This window comes from Blastomonas aquatica, assembly GCF_014639875.1.
Lineage (GTDB): Bacteria > Pseudomonadota > Alphaproteobacteria > Sphingomonadales > Sphingomonadaceae > Blastomonas > Blastomonas aquatica.
Genome location: NZ_BMGD01000003.1, coordinates 687127 through 704327, shown reverse-complemented (window position 1 = coordinate 704327; position 17201 = coordinate 687127). Strand labels below are relative to the sequence as shown.

General features: G+C 64.3%; 9 protein-coding genes. 1 reads left to right on the top strand and 8 read right to left on the bottom strand.

Annotated features, from left to right (window positions below; genetic code table 11):
• Positions 1-100: 100 nt before the first annotated feature.
• The 8 genes from addA to ahcY all read right to left on the bottom strand — a co-directional run bounded on the left by addA (position 101) and on the right by ahcY (position 16382).
• Positions 101-3556, bottom strand: a complete 3456-nt coding sequence (addA, locus tag IEW00_RS11155; protein WP_188514440.1) for a double-strand break repair helicase AddA — start codon at positions 3554-3556, stop codon at positions 101-103.
• The gene (locus IEW00_RS11150) at positions 3553-6540 is read right to left on the bottom strand and encodes a PD-(D/E)XK nuclease family protein (RefSeq protein WP_188514439.1); all 2988 of its coding nucleotides are present in this window, start codon (positions 6538-6540) and stop codon (positions 3553-3555) included. Before IEW00_RS11150 ends, addA begins: the two co-directional genes overlap by 4 nt.
• Positions 6533-7228: a nucleotidyltransferase family protein gene (locus IEW00_RS11145; RefSeq protein WP_188514438.1), complete on the bottom strand. Its 696-nt coding sequence runs from the start codon at positions 7226-7228 to the stop codon at positions 6533-6535. The genes IEW00_RS11150 and IEW00_RS11145 overlap by 8 nt, the downstream gene beginning before the upstream one ends.
• A 29-nt stretch (positions 7229-7257) precedes the next feature.
• Positions 7258-8244, bottom strand: a complete 987-nt coding sequence (locus IEW00_RS11140; RefSeq protein ID WP_188514437.1) for an aminoglycoside phosphotransferase family protein — start codon at positions 8242-8244, stop codon at positions 7258-7260.
• Positions 8241-8702, bottom strand: a complete 462-nt coding sequence (tsaE, locus tag IEW00_RS11135; protein WP_188514436.1) for a tRNA (adenosine(37)-N6)-threonylcarbamoyltransferase complex ATPase subunit type 1 TsaE — start codon at positions 8700-8702, stop codon at positions 8241-8243. The genes IEW00_RS11140 and tsaE overlap by 4 nt, the downstream gene beginning before the upstream one ends.
• Complete coding sequence (locus IEW00_RS11130; RefSeq protein ID WP_188514435.1) at positions 8699-11047, bottom strand: sensor histidine kinase; 2349 nt, start codon at positions 11045-11047, stop codon at positions 8699-8701. Before IEW00_RS11130 ends, tsaE begins: the two co-directional genes overlap by 4 nt.
• 241 nt (positions 11048-11288) lie before the next feature.
• A complete protein-coding gene (locus tag IEW00_RS11125; RefSeq protein ID WP_229736983.1) occupies positions 11289-14486 on the bottom strand; it encodes an amidohydrolase family protein in 3198 nt (1065 codons plus the stop codon).
• Between the two features lie 477 nt (positions 14487-14963).
• Entirely contained in the window at positions 14964-16382 is a 1419-nt protein-coding gene (gene ahcY, locus IEW00_RS11120) for an adenosylhomocysteinase (RefSeq protein ID WP_188514434.1), read from the bottom strand.
• A 234-nt stretch (positions 16383-16616) separates the two neighbouring features.
• On the opposite strand from ahcY, the gene IEW00_RS11115 reads away from it, so the two are divergent.
• Positions 16617-17093 carry a peroxiredoxin gene (locus IEW00_RS11115; RefSeq protein ID WP_188514433.1) on the top strand — a complete coding sequence of 159 codons (477 nt, stop codon included), beginning with the start codon at positions 16617-16619 and terminating at the stop codon, positions 17091-17093.
• Positions 17094-17201 lie beyond the last annotated feature (108 nt).

Sequence of the window (17201 nt, the reverse complement as noted above, 5' to 3'; positions counted from 1 at the left end):
TTTTCGAAACCTGAATCCAGGTTCATCACTTGGTCTGGAATGTAAGCGCGGCAGGCAGCCCGCTCAAGGCGTGAACCTGCAACTATTCGTGTGCCGCCCGTTAGTCCAGCTTCGTCGCGGCCAGCAAGGCTTCGGGCAGCATGAACAGCTGTGGCGTTGCCGTATAGAGCAACCCCGCCTGCACCGCGCGCCCGGGGAAGATCAATCGCAGCGCCGCGACATAGGCTGCCATCTGCCGGACATGCGCGACCGGCAATTGCTCGAGGCTGCTGGGCGGGCGGCGGCTGGTCTTGAAATCGACCACCAGCACCCGGTCGGGCTCGATCAGCAAGCGGTCGACGGTCCCGGTGACCACGTTGAGACCCACCACCGCCGCGATCGGCGCCTCGGCAAGAGCGTCCGCGTGGAAGATGTCCGCCCATTCGGGATGATCGATCACCGCGCTGACCGCATCGATGATCTCGCCAGCCTCGGAACCATCGCCAATGCCGTGCTGGCTCGCCAGCCAACGCCGCGCAGCTTCGCGGCGTTGATCGGGGGCGACGGCGGGCAGACGCTCGAACAGGCTGTGCATGATCAGCCCGCGCTGCGCCGCCTTGGCAAGGTCCGGCCCGAAGACCGGCGGGCTGGCGGCATCGTCCTTGCCCAGCGAAGATGGCGCCAGCGGGCTCGGCGGGCGCTGCTCGGGCGCGGCAGCGGTCAGCGCCCAATCGGGCAGCGTTATCGATCGAGTGGTATCGAAAGCGAGAGAGACCTGCGGGCCGGGTGCCGCGACTTCGCCAGTGCCGTAGATGCGGCAGGCGCCGTCGCCCGGATCGACCCAGTCGCAGCCGAGCGCCATGAAGCTGCGCTCGATCGCGGCGTACCAGCTGAGCTCGGGTGGTTCCTTGGCGCGGCGCCCCAGGGTCCCGCCGATGTACAGCCTTTCGGCAGCGCGGGTCATCGCGACATAGAGCAGCCGCCAGTGCTCCTCCATATCGGCCTCGCGCGCTGCCTCGTGCGCATCGGCCAATAGCCCGACCCGCTCGGCCTTGGGCAGGCTGTAGACCGGCAGGCTGAAGCTGGCATCGGCGCCAACGATCTCGACCGGCCAGTCAAAGCTGCTGTCCACCTTGCGGGTGGGATCGACACACGCGTCGGCCAGAATCACGATTGGTGCCTGCAGGCCCTTGGAGCCGTGCACCGTCATCACACGAACCATGTCGGACTGCCCGGCAAGCTCTCGCTTGATCTCCTCGTCGCCCGCATCGAACCAGTGAAGAAACGCCTGCAGCCCGCCGTCATGGCTGGCCGCGAACTTCTGTGCCAGCGAAAGCAGCTCGGCGATCGGGTCGAGCGCCTCTTCACCCAATCGCGCGACCAGACGCGCGCGGCCTTGGACGGGACCGGTCAGCACCTGCTCGAGGAAATCATACGCGGTGCCGAAATCCGCCATGCCGAGCAACGCATAGAGCGTATCGAGCCGCGAAAGCAACGCCGGATCGTCGCGCGCCTGATCGCGCAGGTGCGGCCATAAGGCGCGCTTGTCCGGACGATGGCCGTACTGCAGCAACTCTTCCTGCGTCCACCCGCACAAGGGCGAGACCAGCAATGCCGCGCAGGTAAGATCATCGAGCGGTTGCAGCGCAAAGCGGATCGCCGCGACCAGATCCTGCACCGCCAGCGGCTGGCCCAGCCTTAGCCGGTCGATGCCCGCAACAGGAACCCCGGCTGCGTACAGCCGCGCAACGATGAGCGAGGCCAGATCACCGCGCCGCCGCAGCAGGATCATGATATCGCCCGCGCCGGCCCAGCCCGCGCTCCCATCCGAACGCCGCGCCAGCCATAGCCGCTGCGGCGAAGCCGGATCCAGCCAGCGCGCAATCCGTTCGGCAAGCTGATGCGCGAATTGAAGCTCCGCGCCCGACAGCCATTCTTCGGAGCCTTCCACCTCGGACTCTGCTTCGTCCTCGAAGCTTTCGCCGACCGGTCGCCAAAGCTCGACCACGCCCGGCCCGGTGCGTCCTTCGTGGAGCGGGAGCGCGTCATCGGTAATGCCCAGCGCGGCCGGTCCCAAATCACCCAGCACCGCATCGACCAGATCCAGCACCGGCTGAGTCGAGCGGAAGCTGCGGTCGAGGCTGAGGTCGAGGAATGCCTGGCCGGCATCGCGCGCAAACGTGCCGATCCGGTGCCGGGCGGCGGCGTAATATTGCGGGCTGGTACCCTGAAAGCCGAAGATCGCCTGCTTGAAATCGCCTACCGTGAACAGCGTGCGGAAGCGGTCGGCCTTGCTGCCCATCCCGGCAAAATAATCCGCGATCAGCCCGTTGACGATCGCCCACTGGCTGGGGTTGGTGTCCTGCGCCTCATCGACCAGCACATGGTCGAAGCGCTGGTCGAGCTTGAAGGCGATCCACTGCGCCATCGTGCGTCCGGACAGCAGATCCGCCGCCGCGCGGATCAGATCGTCGAAGTCGAGCAGGCCGGCCTGCCGCTTGGCTTCGGCAAAGCTCCACGCAAACGCCCGCCCGACTTCAAGCGCCCGCGCATAGTCGCCGGCAAAGCCGATCAGCGCGATATGCTCCTTGAGCGCCGACAGGTCGGAATACAGGCTTTCGGCCTTGTATACATAATCAGGGTCGATCTTGACGGAAAAGGTCGACCATTTGCGCGGGTCGCCATCGGCCTTGGCGACCGTCAGCCAGACAAGATCGAGATGCTCGAGCCGCTCATCATCATCCATGTCGAGCCAGGTCTGAATGTTTTCGGCGACCTTCGCGCCCGTCGCGGTGCCCCACCGGAGGTTGCTGTCCTGCAGCGCTTCCAGATTGTCGATATCGAACAGGCTGTCGCTGCACAGCCGGGCAAGATCGCCGCCATCCTCGTCGCGCTTCAGGCCAAGAGCAGCGTTGATGTAGGGGCGGATATCACCCTTCAGCACGTCCATCGCGTCGGGTTTGGCCGCACAGCGCATCAGGAACTTCTCGGTTGACTCGGCCCCGAGACGCAGGCTCATCGCTTCGAGATTGTCGGAGAGCCGGGTATCGCTGTTGCGCGCGGCCTCGACCAGCATTGCGCCCAGCGTATCGCGCGCCAGTTGTACCCGGTCGCGGTCCTCGATCGGGCGGAAGCCAGGCGTAAGCCCTGCCTCTTCGGGGAAGCTGGCGAGCAACGACTGGCAGAAGCTGTGGATCGTCTGGATGCGCAGGCCCCCCTGCGGTGCATCGAGCACGCGCGCGAACAGACGGCGTGCGCGCACCAGCGTATCGGGATCGACCGGCGCTCCGATGCAGCGCAGGTCGGACCCCAAGGCGGTGTCGCTCATACGCACCCAGGCGGCGAGCTGCGCATTTATGCGGTTCGCCATCTCGCTGGCGCCCGCCTTGGTGAAGGTCAGACACAGGATCGCATCGGGATTGACCCCGGGCTCGAGCAGCAGACGGAAGACGCGTGCGGTCAGCACCTGCGTCTTGCCGGTGCCTGCAGACGCGCTGAGCCATACCTGATCGGCTGGCGACACCGCCAGTGCCTGATCGCCATGCAGCGGATGCAGGCTGGAGGGACCGCCGTTCATGCTCGCGCTCCCTGGCGGCCATACCATTCGGCCAGCCGCATCAGTTGATCATATTCGGTGTACAGCGCATGGTCGGGAACCAATTTGGCCTCGAACGGCGCATCACCCATGATCCAGTTGGCCAGTGCCTCGCGCAAAAATTGCTCGCTGGTGGGGATAATCTGATCTGCCGGAAGCCCGCTTTTCTTGCGGCCCTTCAACACCGGACTATCGACATATCCGAAACCGGTGTCGCTATCCTTGTGCCGCGTCAGCGACCAGTATTCGAAATCGCTCGCGGTCCCGCTGATCGGGGGAAGCTGGGGGTCCTCGTTGAACCCGCCGCGCTGGGCGATCATACCGAGCAGTCCGAGCTGCAACGCAAAGCCAGTCTGCACCTGCGCCGCCGAGGGCGGTTTGCCGGTCTTGTAATCGACCACCACCAGCGTTCCGTCGGGCATCCGGTCGATCCGATCGGCCTTGCCCGAGATCTTTACCCCATCGACCAGCATGCTGCCGCTGCGTTCGGCATCGATCATCCGGCGACCCGCTTCGGCATGGGCAAGCGTCTGCTGCACCACCCATTCAAGGCCTGCGACCAGCCGTGGCCGCCACAGCGCCTTGATCAGCGGGTGGACGTTGGCCTTGGCGAGGAACTGGTTGGCGCGCGGAACCAGCGCGACCGGATCGAGATGATCATGCTTGTGCCACAGCTCGAGGATTTCATGGACCAGTATCCCGCGCCACGCCGCGCTGGGCTCAGCATCGATCGGGTCGAGCGAGCGCAACGCCATGATGCGCTTGGCATAGAAAGCGAACGGGTCCGCGCGCAGCCGGTCGAGTTCGGTGACCGACAGCTTGACCGCGCGTTGCGATCGAGAGGGACGCGGTGCGGGCTTGTCGATGCTGACCTTGGGCATCCGGCGATCAAGCGCGCGCGCCAATGCCAGCGCGTCGGGATCTTCCATATCCTTGCCCGATGCGACAGCCTGCAAGCGCAGCAGAAAGCGCGAGGCGACCGTCGGCGCGCTGCCATCGCGCATCGCACGGGTCAGCACGACTTCGGGCGAAGCGAGCGCACCGGCAAGGTCCTGCGCCGCCAAACCAACCCGCATCTCCAGCGGCGGCAGCCCCAAAGCGTTGCGCACCATTGGTGCCAGCCACGGATCGGGTGACGGGATCTGTGGCCAGACGCCTTCGTTCAATCCGGAGCAGATGACGAGGTCGGAGCTTTGCAGCCTTGCTTCAAGCAGACCATAGATCGCGACACGCGGATGCTTGCCGAACGGTGGGCGAACCGCCTTCTCGGCCATCAGCCGCGACAGGATCGTGACGGCTTGGGCCGGTGTGACCAGCGGATCATGGCTGGTAGATCGCGCAAGCAGTTGTTGGATCAGATCGGAGGCAGACCGCCCCGCAATGCCGTTCCATACTGCCTGATTGCTCAACGCATCGGCGGTGGCAACAACCGCCTCGATGACACTGGACAGCGGCTGCGGATCGCGCGGGAAACGGGCGATCGGAGCGAGCAGCGCTTTGGTCCCTTCCCACCACGCACGCAGTTCGGGCTTGCCGATGCTCGCATCGATCCCAGTGAGCCCCGGCGCAGGGCGCGGACCGCGCAACCGCATATCGAGTGCGCGGACGTGCTCGAGCCAGCCGAGCCGTCCATCACCTGCCTGTGCCAGCGGGTGCTTGAGCAGATCGAGCAATGCCACAGGCGCGAAATCATCCGCGAGACAATTGGCGATCGCAAGCAGGAAACGCCCCGGCGGGGTGACCGGCAGTGCCTCGCCCGCGCTGTCGTCCGCTTCAACATTCCAGCGCTTGAGATGCGCGATTATGCGCGCGGCCAGCGTTCGGTCAGGGGTGACGATGGCCACACGGCGTGCGGGCACATCGAGCGCCTGACGCACCAGCAGCGCGATCGTCTGCGCTTCCTCGTCAGGATCGGCAGCCTCGATAATGCGGATGCCCTTGGTGCGACGATCGGCTGCAGGCAGAGTCACCCAGCGGTCACTCAGCCGCGCAGGCAGGAGAATGCTGCGCAGCAATCGTGCCCGGTCGGCGACCAGTCCGGTCTTCGGCTCTGGCAGCCAGGGCTCGACCTCGGCGCGGCTGACGCTCATCACGCCGAGCAGCTGCTTGAGGTGGTATTGCGGGTGGGTGATCGCTGGTCGTTCGGCAGGTGGCGCTTCGCCGGGTTTGGTCACGGGAACCGGTTCGCCGATCGCCTCCCATAGCGGCGCGTCCATCTCCAGATCGAGCCCGGGCAACACCACCCTGCCCTGACGCATATGCGCAATGCTGCGCAGCAATCGCGCGATTGCCGGAGCCGATGTGGTGATCCCCGCAGCAATCACGGGAGCCGCAGGCGGGCTCGCCTGCCAGTGCTCCGCCGTCTTGCGAAGCAACCGGTTGCGGCGCTCGGCGGGGTCAAGCTTGCCCTCGGCTGCCAGTTCCAGCGCCCAGGCTCTGCCGACGCGCAGGAACAGGTCGCGCGCCTGCGCCCAATGGTCGGCCAGGTCCGCTTCGACATCGACCGCGTCGAGCTGATCGAGCGTCTTTTCCTCGACCTGCAACTGATCGAGCACGCGGGCATATTCGTTCGCCAGCCGCAGTGCCTCGGCCGGGTCCTGCGCGCCGGGACGGCGTGCACCCTCGCGCGCGATGATTGCGGCCAGACGGAAGCGACGCTCAAGCGGATCGACCGCAGGCGGGATTACCTCCCCCTCGCCCAGCGGATCGAGCAACGCGCCCAGGCTCTCGTCGAGGTCGAGATCGCCGATCAGTGCCATGCGCGGCAGCAGCAGGCCATTGGCGGCATGGCGCACCAGTGCCTCGGTGATTGCGCGGCCCGCGCGGTGGTTGGGAATCAGCAATGTGACCCGCGCCAGCGCCATCGGGTCCTTGCCAAACCGGCCGAGCAGCCCGCTCGCCAGAACATCCGCAAACCCTCGCTGCGCCCCGATGGCATAAACGCTGGTCCGCACCCGATCAGGCATTCAACAGGGCCTCTGCGGTCGGGCCGATCGCGCCGGGGGTGCCGACATCGAACCACTGGCCCATATGCACGACACCGTACAGGCGGTCTGCTGCAATAGCCCGGTTCCACAGCAAGTTGGTCGAAAACGCCCCCTCGGGCGCGCCTGTCAGCAGCCGCCGCGAGAGCAACTGGATGCCGGTATAGATATACGGCGCGACCCGGCCCGGACGGCGCCGGATGATGCGGCCCATCTGGTCGAGGTGGAAATCGCCGACACCCTGATAGTTCGCCGCGCGGCTGTGCGGCACCAGCAAAAGCAGCGCATCCATCTGGCTATCGTCCCACGCGGCGCGAAGCTCGTCAAAGCACGAGCGCGCGCTTTCCAGCCACATATTGTCGCTGTTCAGGCAGAAGAACGGATCCTCGTTGATCATCGACAGCGCCTTGACCAGACCGCCGCCGGTTTCGAGCAGCAGGTCGCGCTCGTCCGAGATCATCAGTTCGAACGGATAATCGCGCGCCTTCAGATGCGCCTCGAGCGCATCGGCAAGGTAATGCACGTTGACGATCACCCGTTGCATCCCGGCCGCGCCAAGATGCTGCATCACATGGTCGATCAACGGCTTGCCGCCAACCCGGACCAGCGGCTTGGGCGTGGTGATGGTCAGCGGACGCATCCGCTTGCCCAGCCCTGCGGCCATGACCATCGCCGTGCGGGCGAAAGGCGCGCTTCCGCTCACAAGGCGAACTCGCCGCCCAGCGTCCCTGCGGGGTCACGAAGCTCCGCCGGGATGTTGGCATCGAACCAGGCCGCGACGGGGGATAGCGCAGGATGCTTCAGATCGCGCTCCATCGCGGCCCATACGCGGGGGATCATCAGCGGATAACGCGGCTTGCCGTCGCGCTTCCAAAGCCGCACGAAAATGCCGACGATCTTGGCATTCCGCTGCGCGCCGAGAACGTGATAAGCGGTATCGAAATCATATGCCGGGTTCGCCAGCGCACGGTACGCCTCGATCATCTCGGCCTCCAGCGCAGGCGATACATCGCGCCTCGCATCCTGCAGCAGCGAGACGAGGTCATAGGCAGGGTCGCCAACCAACGCGTCCTGAAAATCGAGCAACCCCTGCCCGCCATTGTCGAGCAGCATGATGTTTTCGGCATGATAATCGCGCAGAACCGTCACGTGCGGTGCGGAAGGGTCCATCGCATCAAGCACCTTGTCCCAGGCACGGACATAGCCATCGGCATCGATGTCCAGCCCGCGCGCGGGGCAGTACCATTCGGTAAGCAGCCCGACTTCGCGCTGATACACCGCGCGATCATACAAAGGAACGATCGCTGCCGGGCGATCGTGCAGATGTGCCAGCGTTTCGAGGGCTCTGGCATAGATCGCACGCTCGGTGTCCGCGTCGGATGCATCGACGGTCTCGCGCATGCGGACATCGCCGAAGTCCTCGAGCAGCACAAGCCCTGTCGCCGCGTCAGCCGCGAGGATTTCGGGTGCCCGCAGGCCTTGTGCGGTCAGATACCGTGCAACATCGAGGAACGGGCGCGGGTCCTCCTCAGGCGGCGGTGCATCCATCAGGATAGCCCGGCGATCGGCCTCGATCAGCCGGAAATAACGGCGAAACGATGCGTCACCGGGGATCGGTGCGATTTCCGCCGCGCCCCAGCCCGCATTTTCGGCAAAAGCCCGGATCACCGAATCTCGTTCGTTCAAGTCACACCACCTGCAATCTGCTGCCAGCGCGCCTGCCAGTTGGCCCCGGCACGCGCAATTACCGCGCGCTCGCTAGCAGCGGTGCCCTCGATCCGCAATTCCAGCGTATCGGGTCCGGCAAGCCCGCCAACCCGCTCGGGCCACTCGGCGATCAACAGCGCGGGATCGCCTGCGTCGAGCCCCAGTTCGTCAAGCTCCATCGCGCCGTCGAGCCGGTAAAAATCGGCATGGATCACCGGAATTCGCACCTCGGGCGGGTCATAGGGAAGGATCAGCGCGAATGTCGGACTGGGCACTTCGCCTGCAAAACCGAGTGCAGCGAGTATAGACCGCGCCAATGTCGATTTGCCCGCTCCCAGATCACCCGACAGCGCAATGACATCGCCGGGCCGTGCGACCTCGGCCAGTGCAGCGCCCACCGCCTGCATGGCCTCCAACGATGCGATCCGAATTGTCATGGCATCAGGATGGTGACGATGGTACCCGCGCCGGGTTCGCTCATCAGCTCCATCCGCCCGCCATGCGCCTCGATCAGATTGCGCGCGAGCGGCAGCCCAAGTCCGGAACGCTTCTGCACCGGCTTGCCGCCTGCCTCATCGGCCTGCAGCACGCCATCGAGCGCGCGCGCCTGTGCCCGGGCATCGAGCCCGGGACCATTGTCCGAAACCACGATCCGCAATTTGCTGCGGAAACGATCGCCCAGCAGCAGCACCCGGCCGCCCTCCTGCGTATAGCGCAGCGCGTTATCGACCACCGCCGCAATCGCCTGGCCAAACCGCGCGCGATCGACCTCGGCGCTGCCCGGGCCACCATTGACGTCTAGCTCGAGCGAGATGTTGCGTCCCCCCGCCAGTCCCGACGCGCTCTTGGCGACATCGACCAGCAACGCACCGATATCGGTCGGCTCGAGCTTGAGCGGCAGCGTGCCTGCCTGGCTCTGGCTGAGATCGAGCACCATGTTGATCTGCGCCGACAGCCGCTCGACCGAATCGATGATCGCCTTGGCATAGTCCTGCCCCTGATCGGACAGGGGCCCTGCGACCCCGCTGGCGAGCAGCTCGGCAAAGCCGCCGATCGAGGTCAGCGGGGTACGGAATTCATAGCTCATATTGGCGAGGAACCGCGTCTTGATCGCGTCGGCTTCGACCAGCGCCTCGTTGCGCTCGCGCAGCGCGTCTTCCATCTTCTTGGCGTCGGACACGTCGATCATGGTGAACAGCGCGCTGGCATCAGGCAGCGGGATGCCGACAAAATCGAATACCCGGCCATCCTTCATCACCAACTGCCCCGCGCGCTGGACGCGGTCGAGCGTAGCGGCGCGGATCACCTCGCGCAGCGCGGAAATCTGCGCAGGGCGCTTGAGCCGGGGAGCGATTGCCTTGAGCAGTTCGTCGGCGCGCGGATGCTGCGCGAGCACGCCCTCCTCGACATCCCACACCGCGCCAAAGCGGGTGTTCCACAAATGCAGGCGGCCATCGGAGGTGAACACCGCCAACGCCTCGAACAGATTGTTGAAGGTCGCAGTGCGCACCCGCAGCAAAGTGTCACGCGCGCTCGCCAGTTGCACCTGCTCGGTGCGATCCTCGAACACCAGCAACAGGCCATTGTCGGGCGTCGGCTGGGCAATCGCGCGCAGATGGGTGCCATCGGTGAGCAGCCAGACCTCTTCCTTGGGATCGGCGGAATGGAACCATTCGCGCTTTTCATCGCGCCAGACGGGGAAGTCGCGGACCTCGGGAACGCGGCCTGCCTCGCGCATCCGGTCGATCAGTCGCTCGAACTCCAGCCCGTCCTGCAGCCATTGCGGCTTCAATGCGAACATCCGCACGAACGGCTGGTTGACGAAGATCAGCCGGCGCTGGGCATCGAACTGCGCGACACCGGCGGACAGGTTGTCGAGCATATCGCGTTGCGCATCACGGAACCGGTCAGTCGCCTGCCGCGCCAGGATCAGATCATGGACGTCGATCGCATAGCCAGCGACACCGCGCCCCTTGATGGGCAGGTCGACGATCTCCATCGCGCGCCGTGTCCCCGCGATGGTGGTGGTGACGGTGCGGCTCGAAGGCGCGTTGCTTTCGATCGCGCGGGCGGCGACCGCCATCGGGGTCAGGCCGTCGATGGTTTCGACCAGCTCCTGCCCGGCCTGCACAACTTCGGCGGCGTCCTGTCCACCGACCGCACGGACATAGGCGGTGTTGACCAGCAGCAGCGACAGATCCTCGCGGCGGAACCACATCGGGACCGGCGCGGCCTCGATCAGCCCCGACAGCGCATCGAATGCGCGTTTCGCTTCGGCTTCGGCCTCGACCAAGGCCGCCATCCGGGTCTCGCTCTCAGTCGCATCATACAACCACAGCAGCACCGCGCCCGGCGCGATCGTCTGCGGATCGGCGAGCTTACCCTCGATCCGCAGCTGCCGGTTCGATCCCAACGCGGTGATCGCGGTCGCGAACGGCGCGCCGCTTTTCTGCGCGGTGGTGATCTGGATCCCCAGCGCATCTAGCGCCTCGCGCGACAACCCTCTGCCCTCTTGCGCAAGCTCGGAAAGATAGGGTGGCAGCTTGGCGAGACCCAGCCAGCGGGCGACCTTTTCTGGCCCCTCGATCCGCGAGTCCGATCGCACGATCAGCGGGATAGCCGGGCCGGATTCGATCAACCGGGTGAGCCTGCGCAATTGACGCCGCGCTGTGCCCGCGGCTCGGCGCATCTGAAGCCCCGTGACCAACGCCCAGATCGCCGCGGCGGTCCACGCGGCAAATACCAGAGCGACGACCAGCAGGCTGCCGTTGCCGATCATCATGGCCGAATCGCCCGATATTGTTCGTTGGAATGCACCCGCTTCATCGCTGATGGCCGTAGCTCAATTTGTTGGCTGCGCAAAATGGCCAAACCTAACATTTGATCCTCCCCCTTCAGGGGAGGTGGCTCGCCAAAGGCGAGACGGAGGGGAAGCGTGCGCGCTCATCCGATCAATCGGCGCGCAATCCCGCCTCCCCTCCACCGCTTTGCGGTCCCCCTCCCCGTTTCGGGGAGGATTTTGGTTATTTCTCCCAGTACCACTTCTTCAGGGTCGCGGTGCCGGTCACCGTCTCATTCATCGTCGGCACCTCGTATAGCCGCCCATTGAGCATGACATGCGTGATCTTGTCGGACTGGCGGATGTCGGTGACCGGATCACCATCGATGACCACCATGTCGGCAAGCTTGCCCGCCTCGATCGAACCGATATCCTTATCGAAGCCCAGCGAGCGCGCGCCGCTGATGGTCGCGGTACGCAACGCCTCTATCGGCGTCATGCCGCCCTTGACGAAGCTCCACAGCTCCCAGTGCGAGGCAAGTCCCTCTTCCTGCCCATGCGCACCGATGCCGACAGGCACCCCGCGCTTGGCCAGTTCGGCCGCTTCACGCGCCGACCAGGTATCGGAGTAATCCTCTTCCGGCGCGATTTCACGGCGCACGGTCGTGGCCTCCAGCCTGCGGCGGGGGACATGCTTGCTCAAAATCGGATGGTTCCACACATCGGTGTGGCTGCGCCAATATGGATCGCCTGCTGGGCCGCCATAGGTCACGACCAAGGTGGGCGTGTAACCGACCCTGGTCTGCGAGAAGAAGCTGCGGACATCCTCGTACAGCCGTTCCTGGGGGATGTTGTGCTCCAGCGTGGTGTTGCCATCGGCGATGATTGTCATGTCCATCCCGAACAGCGATCCACCCTCGGCGACGCTGGCCAGATTGTCCGCCTGCGACGCTGCGACAACCTGCTGGCGTTGGTCGCGCCTGGGCTGGTTGTAGTTCTTGACGCTGTGCGCACCCTGCGCCTTCAACCGGCTGGTGTGCGCGCGGGCATCGGCGAGGCTGTCGATCTCGGCATAGACCCCAGCAGCTTTTGCACCGTAGACGATTTCCCCGGTCGAGAAGATTCGCGGGGCAAGGTACTTGCCGATCCGCTGATAGCTGGCAGCGGGAAACACCTCGGACGCCCGGTTGGAAGGATCATGGATCGTCGTAACGCCGAGCGCGAGATGCGCGACAGCGTTCCAGTTCTGCTGCGGGATCAGGTCGTCCTGGCCTTGCGGACCATGCGCGTGCGCATCGACCAGCCCAGGAATGATCGTCTTGCCTGCCAGATCGACGGTCTGCGCACCGGCGGGAACCGCGACATTTGCACCGACAGCGAGGATCCGGTTATCGCGGACCACCACGGTTCCGTTCTCGATCACACCGCCATCATCGCTGGCCATGGTAACGATGCGGGCGTTGGTGAAGGCGACAGTGCCGGTGGGCTTGTCAGCAGGTACGCTGACGTTGATCGCGACGCCGGTCTTGGGCGCGGCAAACTTGGCGTCGGTTTTGGCCGCTGGGCCTGCTCCGATCGCGCGCGCAACCTCTGCCGAATAGACCGTGGGCCCGAGCGACCAGTTCAGCCGCTGACCGCCATGGCTCCATTGCAGATAGGTCGCTCCGCCTTCGCTGACCTGGACTGCAGGCAGCGCACCGCCACCCTTGCCTGCGCCAAGATCAACCGCGCCCGCCATGAATGGCATGACATAGGCGGCATAGTTCTGGCGGAAGGCGAGCGTTTTGCCATCAGGCGACAATGCATAAGCGCTGACCAGTTCGCCGCTGGCATGCGTGCGCTCGGCCTCGCCGTTGAGATCGGTGCTGACCAGTGCCATTTTCCCGGCGATCGGCTTGCTGAAATACACGCGGTCCGACGTTGCGCCGAAATGCGGTTCCTCGCCCTCGTTGGCGATCCGCTTGCTCTCGCCGCTGGCCAGGTCAAGCCGGTATATGCCCGAAGACCCGCCCCAGCTATCGGACGTGAGGCCGCCCCCGCCGCCCGCTTCAAAGACGATGTTTTGTCCATCGGGCGAGAATTGGGGGCGGCGATAGTGCCCCGGCTGCGTGCTGATCGTGCGGGCCTCGCCGCCGCCAGCGCCGACCACACGCAGTTCGCCCAGCCGGGTGTCATCCCAGCTGACATAGACAATCTGGCTGCCATCGCGCGAATAGGCAGGGAAGAGCTCGAAATCGGTACCACCGTTGCTGATCAGCGGGGCGACTGCGCCGCCCGCGGCGGGTTGAGTGTGCAGCTTGCTCAGCGCTTCGAACACCATGCGGCTGCCATCAGGCGAGATGCTGGCAAAGCGCGGCATGGTGACCGCCACGGTATCGGGCGCGACCGGCTTTTGCGGGCGGATCGGGTCGATGATCGTGCGCGAATCGGCAATGCTGAAGGGCACCACGGTATCGGTGCCACCGGCGACATCGATCGTGCGGATCTTGCCGCCTGCCCAGAAGACCAGCTTCAGGCTGTCGGGGGTCCAGCCCATGTTGGGGTAAACCCCGTGCACCGCCCAGGTTTCCTGCACGTCCTGGTCGAGCTGATCATAGACCTTGCGTTCTTCGCCGCTGGTCAGATCACGAATATAGAGTTTCGATTTAGCGCGCTCGCGGCGGACGAACGCAAGATACTTGCCATCGGGCGATGGCTCGGGACGCGCCGCGCCGCCGGGTCCACCGGTAATCCGCTCAACCTTGCCGGTCGCCATGTCATAACGTTCGATGACGAACAGCTGGCTGTTGCTGTCCTGCGCATAAGCGAAGATCGGCCCCCCGGTCGCATCCTTGCTGTAATAGATGCTTGCGCCATCGTGCGAAAAGGCGGGTTCGCCCAGCTCCTTCTGGTGCTGTTCGTTCGGTCGCTTTACCAACGGCACGCCGGTGCCACCGCTGACGTGATACAGCCACAGCTCCCCGGTGCCCAGCGAGCGCCCGGTCGTGAAGTGCTTGCGCGCAACGATATACTGGCCGTCGGGGCTCCAGCTGGGGTTGTTGAGCAGCCGGAAGGTCTCTTTGGTCAGCTGGCGCTTGTTGCTGCCGTCGGCGTTCATGATCCAGATGTTGTCACCGCCGCCGCGATCGGATGTAAACGCGATACGGCTGCCGTCGGGCGAGAAGCGCGGGTGCGTGTCGAACGCCAGGCCTTCGGCGATCCGCCGTGCGCTGCCACCGCCGACCGGCATCGTGTAGATATCGCCCAGCACATCAAACACGATGGTGCTGCCATCTGGGCTGACGTCGACATTGATCCAGGTGCCTTCATCGACCTTGATCGGGATATTGCGGGTCTTCATCGGCGGCGCGTTGATGTCCCAGGCGGCAGGTTTGTCCTGCGCGACAGCAGGCATGGACAAAGCCAGCGCCGCGATGGCGGCGGACAGATGCATAGCTTTCATGGTGACGTTCCCCGGAATGTTTTTCGTATACGCTTACGCTAGCCCCGCTGCGCCCGAGCGCAATCGGAAAAAGACGGGTAGCGCGACGAGTTGAGGAAACGCAGCGATGCTGCATCTTCTCTTTCCGGATCCCCGCAAAGGCGGGGACCCATCTTCTTCCCCCTCACCCGGCACGACGATCCGGAGATGGGCCCCTGCCTGCGCAGGGGACCGGGCAGGGTTGCAACGATGCGCTAGAGCCCTCCCCCTTGAAGGGGGATGGTTGGGTGGGGGTGATCTCTCCGGATTGCCCGGCGGCACCTGGACGCACCATCACCCTCACCGCTTCGACTAGGCGGCAAAGCCACCAAGTCTCGCTGCCTCTCCCATCAAGGGAGAGGCGGACCGAAGCAAGCGCACGGAAACTAAAAAGCCCGCCTCGCGCGATGCGAAGCGGGCTTTTGTGATTTTGCATCCCGCCGAAGCAGGAGACCCGCATCAGTAGCGATATTCGTCCTTCTTGAACGGACCGGTGACCGACACGTCGATATATTCGGCCTGTTCCTTGGTCAGTTCGGTCAGCTTGACGCCAAGCTTTTCGAGGTGAAGCCGCGCGACCTTCTCGTCGAGGTGTTTGGGCAGAACGTAGACCTGGTTCTCGTACTTGTTGGCACCCTTGAACAATTCGATCTGCGCCAGCACTTGGTTGGTGAAGCTGGCCGACATCACGAAGCTGGGATGACCGGTGGCGTTGCCGAGGTTGAGCAGACGGCCCTTCGACAGCATGATGATGCGCTTGCCGCCGGGGAACTCGATCATGTCGACCTGCGGCTTGATCTCGGTCCACTTCATGTTTTCCAGCGCACCGATCTGGATTTCATTGTCGAAGTGACCAATGTTGCCGACGATCGCCATGTCCTTCATCGCACGCATGTGCTCGAGGGTGATGACGTCCTTGTTGCCGGTGGTGGTGACGAAGATGTCAGCGGTGGCGACGACGTCTTCCAGCGTCTGCACCGCAAAGCCGTCCATTGCCGCCTGAAGCGCGCAGATCGGATCGATTTCGGTCACGATAACGCGGGCGCCGGCGCCCTGCAGCGATGCTGCCGAACCCTTGCCGACATCGCCATAGCCGCACACGACAGCGACCTTGCCGGCCATCATCACGTCGGTACCGCGACGGATGCCGTCAACCAGCGATTCCTTGCAGCCGTACTTGTTGTCGAACTTCGACTTGGTGACGCTGTCGTTGACGTTGATCGCGGGGAAAGGCAGCTTGCCCTTCTTGGCGAGGTCATACAGGCGGTGCACGCCGGTGGTGGTTTCTTCCGAAACGCCCTTGATGTTCTGCACGGTCTTGGTGAGGTAACCCGGCGACTGGGCCAGACGACGCTTCAGGATCTTGACGAAGAACTCTTCTTCCTCGTTCGAAGGCGTGAACAGCTCTTCGCCTGCTTCGACGCGTGCACCCCAGAGCGCGAACATGGTGGCATCGCCGCCATCGTCGAGGATCAGGTTGCAGGTTTCGCCTTCTTCAGCGCCCCAGTCGAAGATACGATCGACGTATTCCCAATACTCTTCGAGGCTCTCACCCTTGATGGCAAAAACTGGAATGCCCTGCGCGGCGATCGCAGCAGCGGCGTGGTCCTGGGTCGAATAGATGTTGCAGGTGGCCCAGCGAACTTCAGCGCCGAGGTCCACCAGCGTTTCGATCAGCACGGCGGTCTGGATCGTCATGTGCAGCGATCCGGTGATCTTTGCACCCTTGAGCGGCTGCTCACCGCGATACTCTTCGCGGATCGACATGAGGCCGGGCATTTCGGTTTCCGCAATCGTGATTTCCTTGCGGCCGAAATCGGCAAGCGCAATGTCGGCTACGACATAATCGGGGCGGTCGAGGGTCGGGGCACTGGCCACGGTAAATCTCCTGAGTCAAACGGCCGATGCGCCAACAGGGCCATCGGAAACTGCTGTTCCCATAGCCAGACTTGGCCCTTCAAGCAAATATAAAGATTCCTTTATATGATGTTTCGATCGACCTCCGTGTCAGCCCGCAACGGGCGCTGTTCGCGTCCCATCGATGAGGCCTTGCAATGCGTCGCACGCGCGACAACATGAGCCTCGACCCGTTCAACAGCAGGAGCAACACCCATGATCAAAGTCGGCGACACCATTCCCAACACCAAATTTGTCCGCGCCACTGCAGAGGGCCCGCAACAGGTCGAGAGCAAGGATTACTTCGCGGGCAAAACCGTCGCATTGTTCTCGGTTCCCGGCGCGTTCACACCGACCTGCTCGGCCCGCCACCTGCCAGGCTTCGTGGAGAAGGCCGATGCGCTGAAAGCCAAGGGCATCGACGAGATCGCCTGCACTGCGGTCAACGACGCCTTTGTCATGGGCGCATGGGGCAAGGGCGCCAATGCAGACGCGATCACCATGCTCGCCGACGGCAATGCCGATTTCGCCGAAGCGGTCGGCCTGACCATGGACGGCAGCGGCTTTGGCATGGGCAAGCGTGGCCAGCGTTTCGCGATGGTGATCAAGGATGGCGTGGTCGATAAGTTGTTCGTCGAAGAACCGGGCGATTTCAAGGTCAGCAGCGCGGACTATATGCTCGAAAAGCTTTGATTTACTAACATCCTCCCCGGCACCGGGAAGGGGACCGCGAAGCGGTGGAGGGGAAGCGTCTGGGTGCATCGCATTGAACGATGCACAATTCGGCTTCCCCTCCGTCAG

Bases quoted from the DNA above. Each gene is read 5' to 3' on its own strand.
- addA (WP_188514440.1), bottom strand. From the start codon at position 3,556: ATGAACGGCGGTCCCTCCAGCCTGCATCCGCTGCATGGCGATCAGGCA.
- IEW00_RS11150 (WP_188514439.1), bottom strand. From the start codon at position 6,540: ATGCCTGATCGGGTGCGGACCAGCGTTTATGCCATCGGGGCGCAGCGA.
- IEW00_RS11145 (WP_188514438.1), bottom strand. From the start codon at position 7,228: ATGGTCATGGCCGCAGGGCTGGGCAAGCGGATGCGTCCGCTGACCATC.
- tsaE (WP_188514436.1), bottom strand. From the start codon at position 8,702: ATGACAATTCGGATCGCATCGTTGGAGGCCATGCAGGCGGTGGGCGCT.
- IEW00_RS11130 (WP_188514435.1), bottom strand. From the start codon at position 11,047: ATGATGATCGGCAACGGCAGCCTGCTGGTCGTCGCTCTGGTATTTGCC.
- IEW00_RS11125 (WP_229736983.1), bottom strand. From the start codon at position 14,486: ATGAAAGCTATGCATCTGTCCGCCGCCATCGCGGCGCTGGCTTTGTCC.
- IEW00_RS11115 (WP_188514433.1), top strand. From the start codon at position 16,617: ATGATCAAAGTCGGCGACACCATTCCCAACACCAAATTTGTCCGCGCC.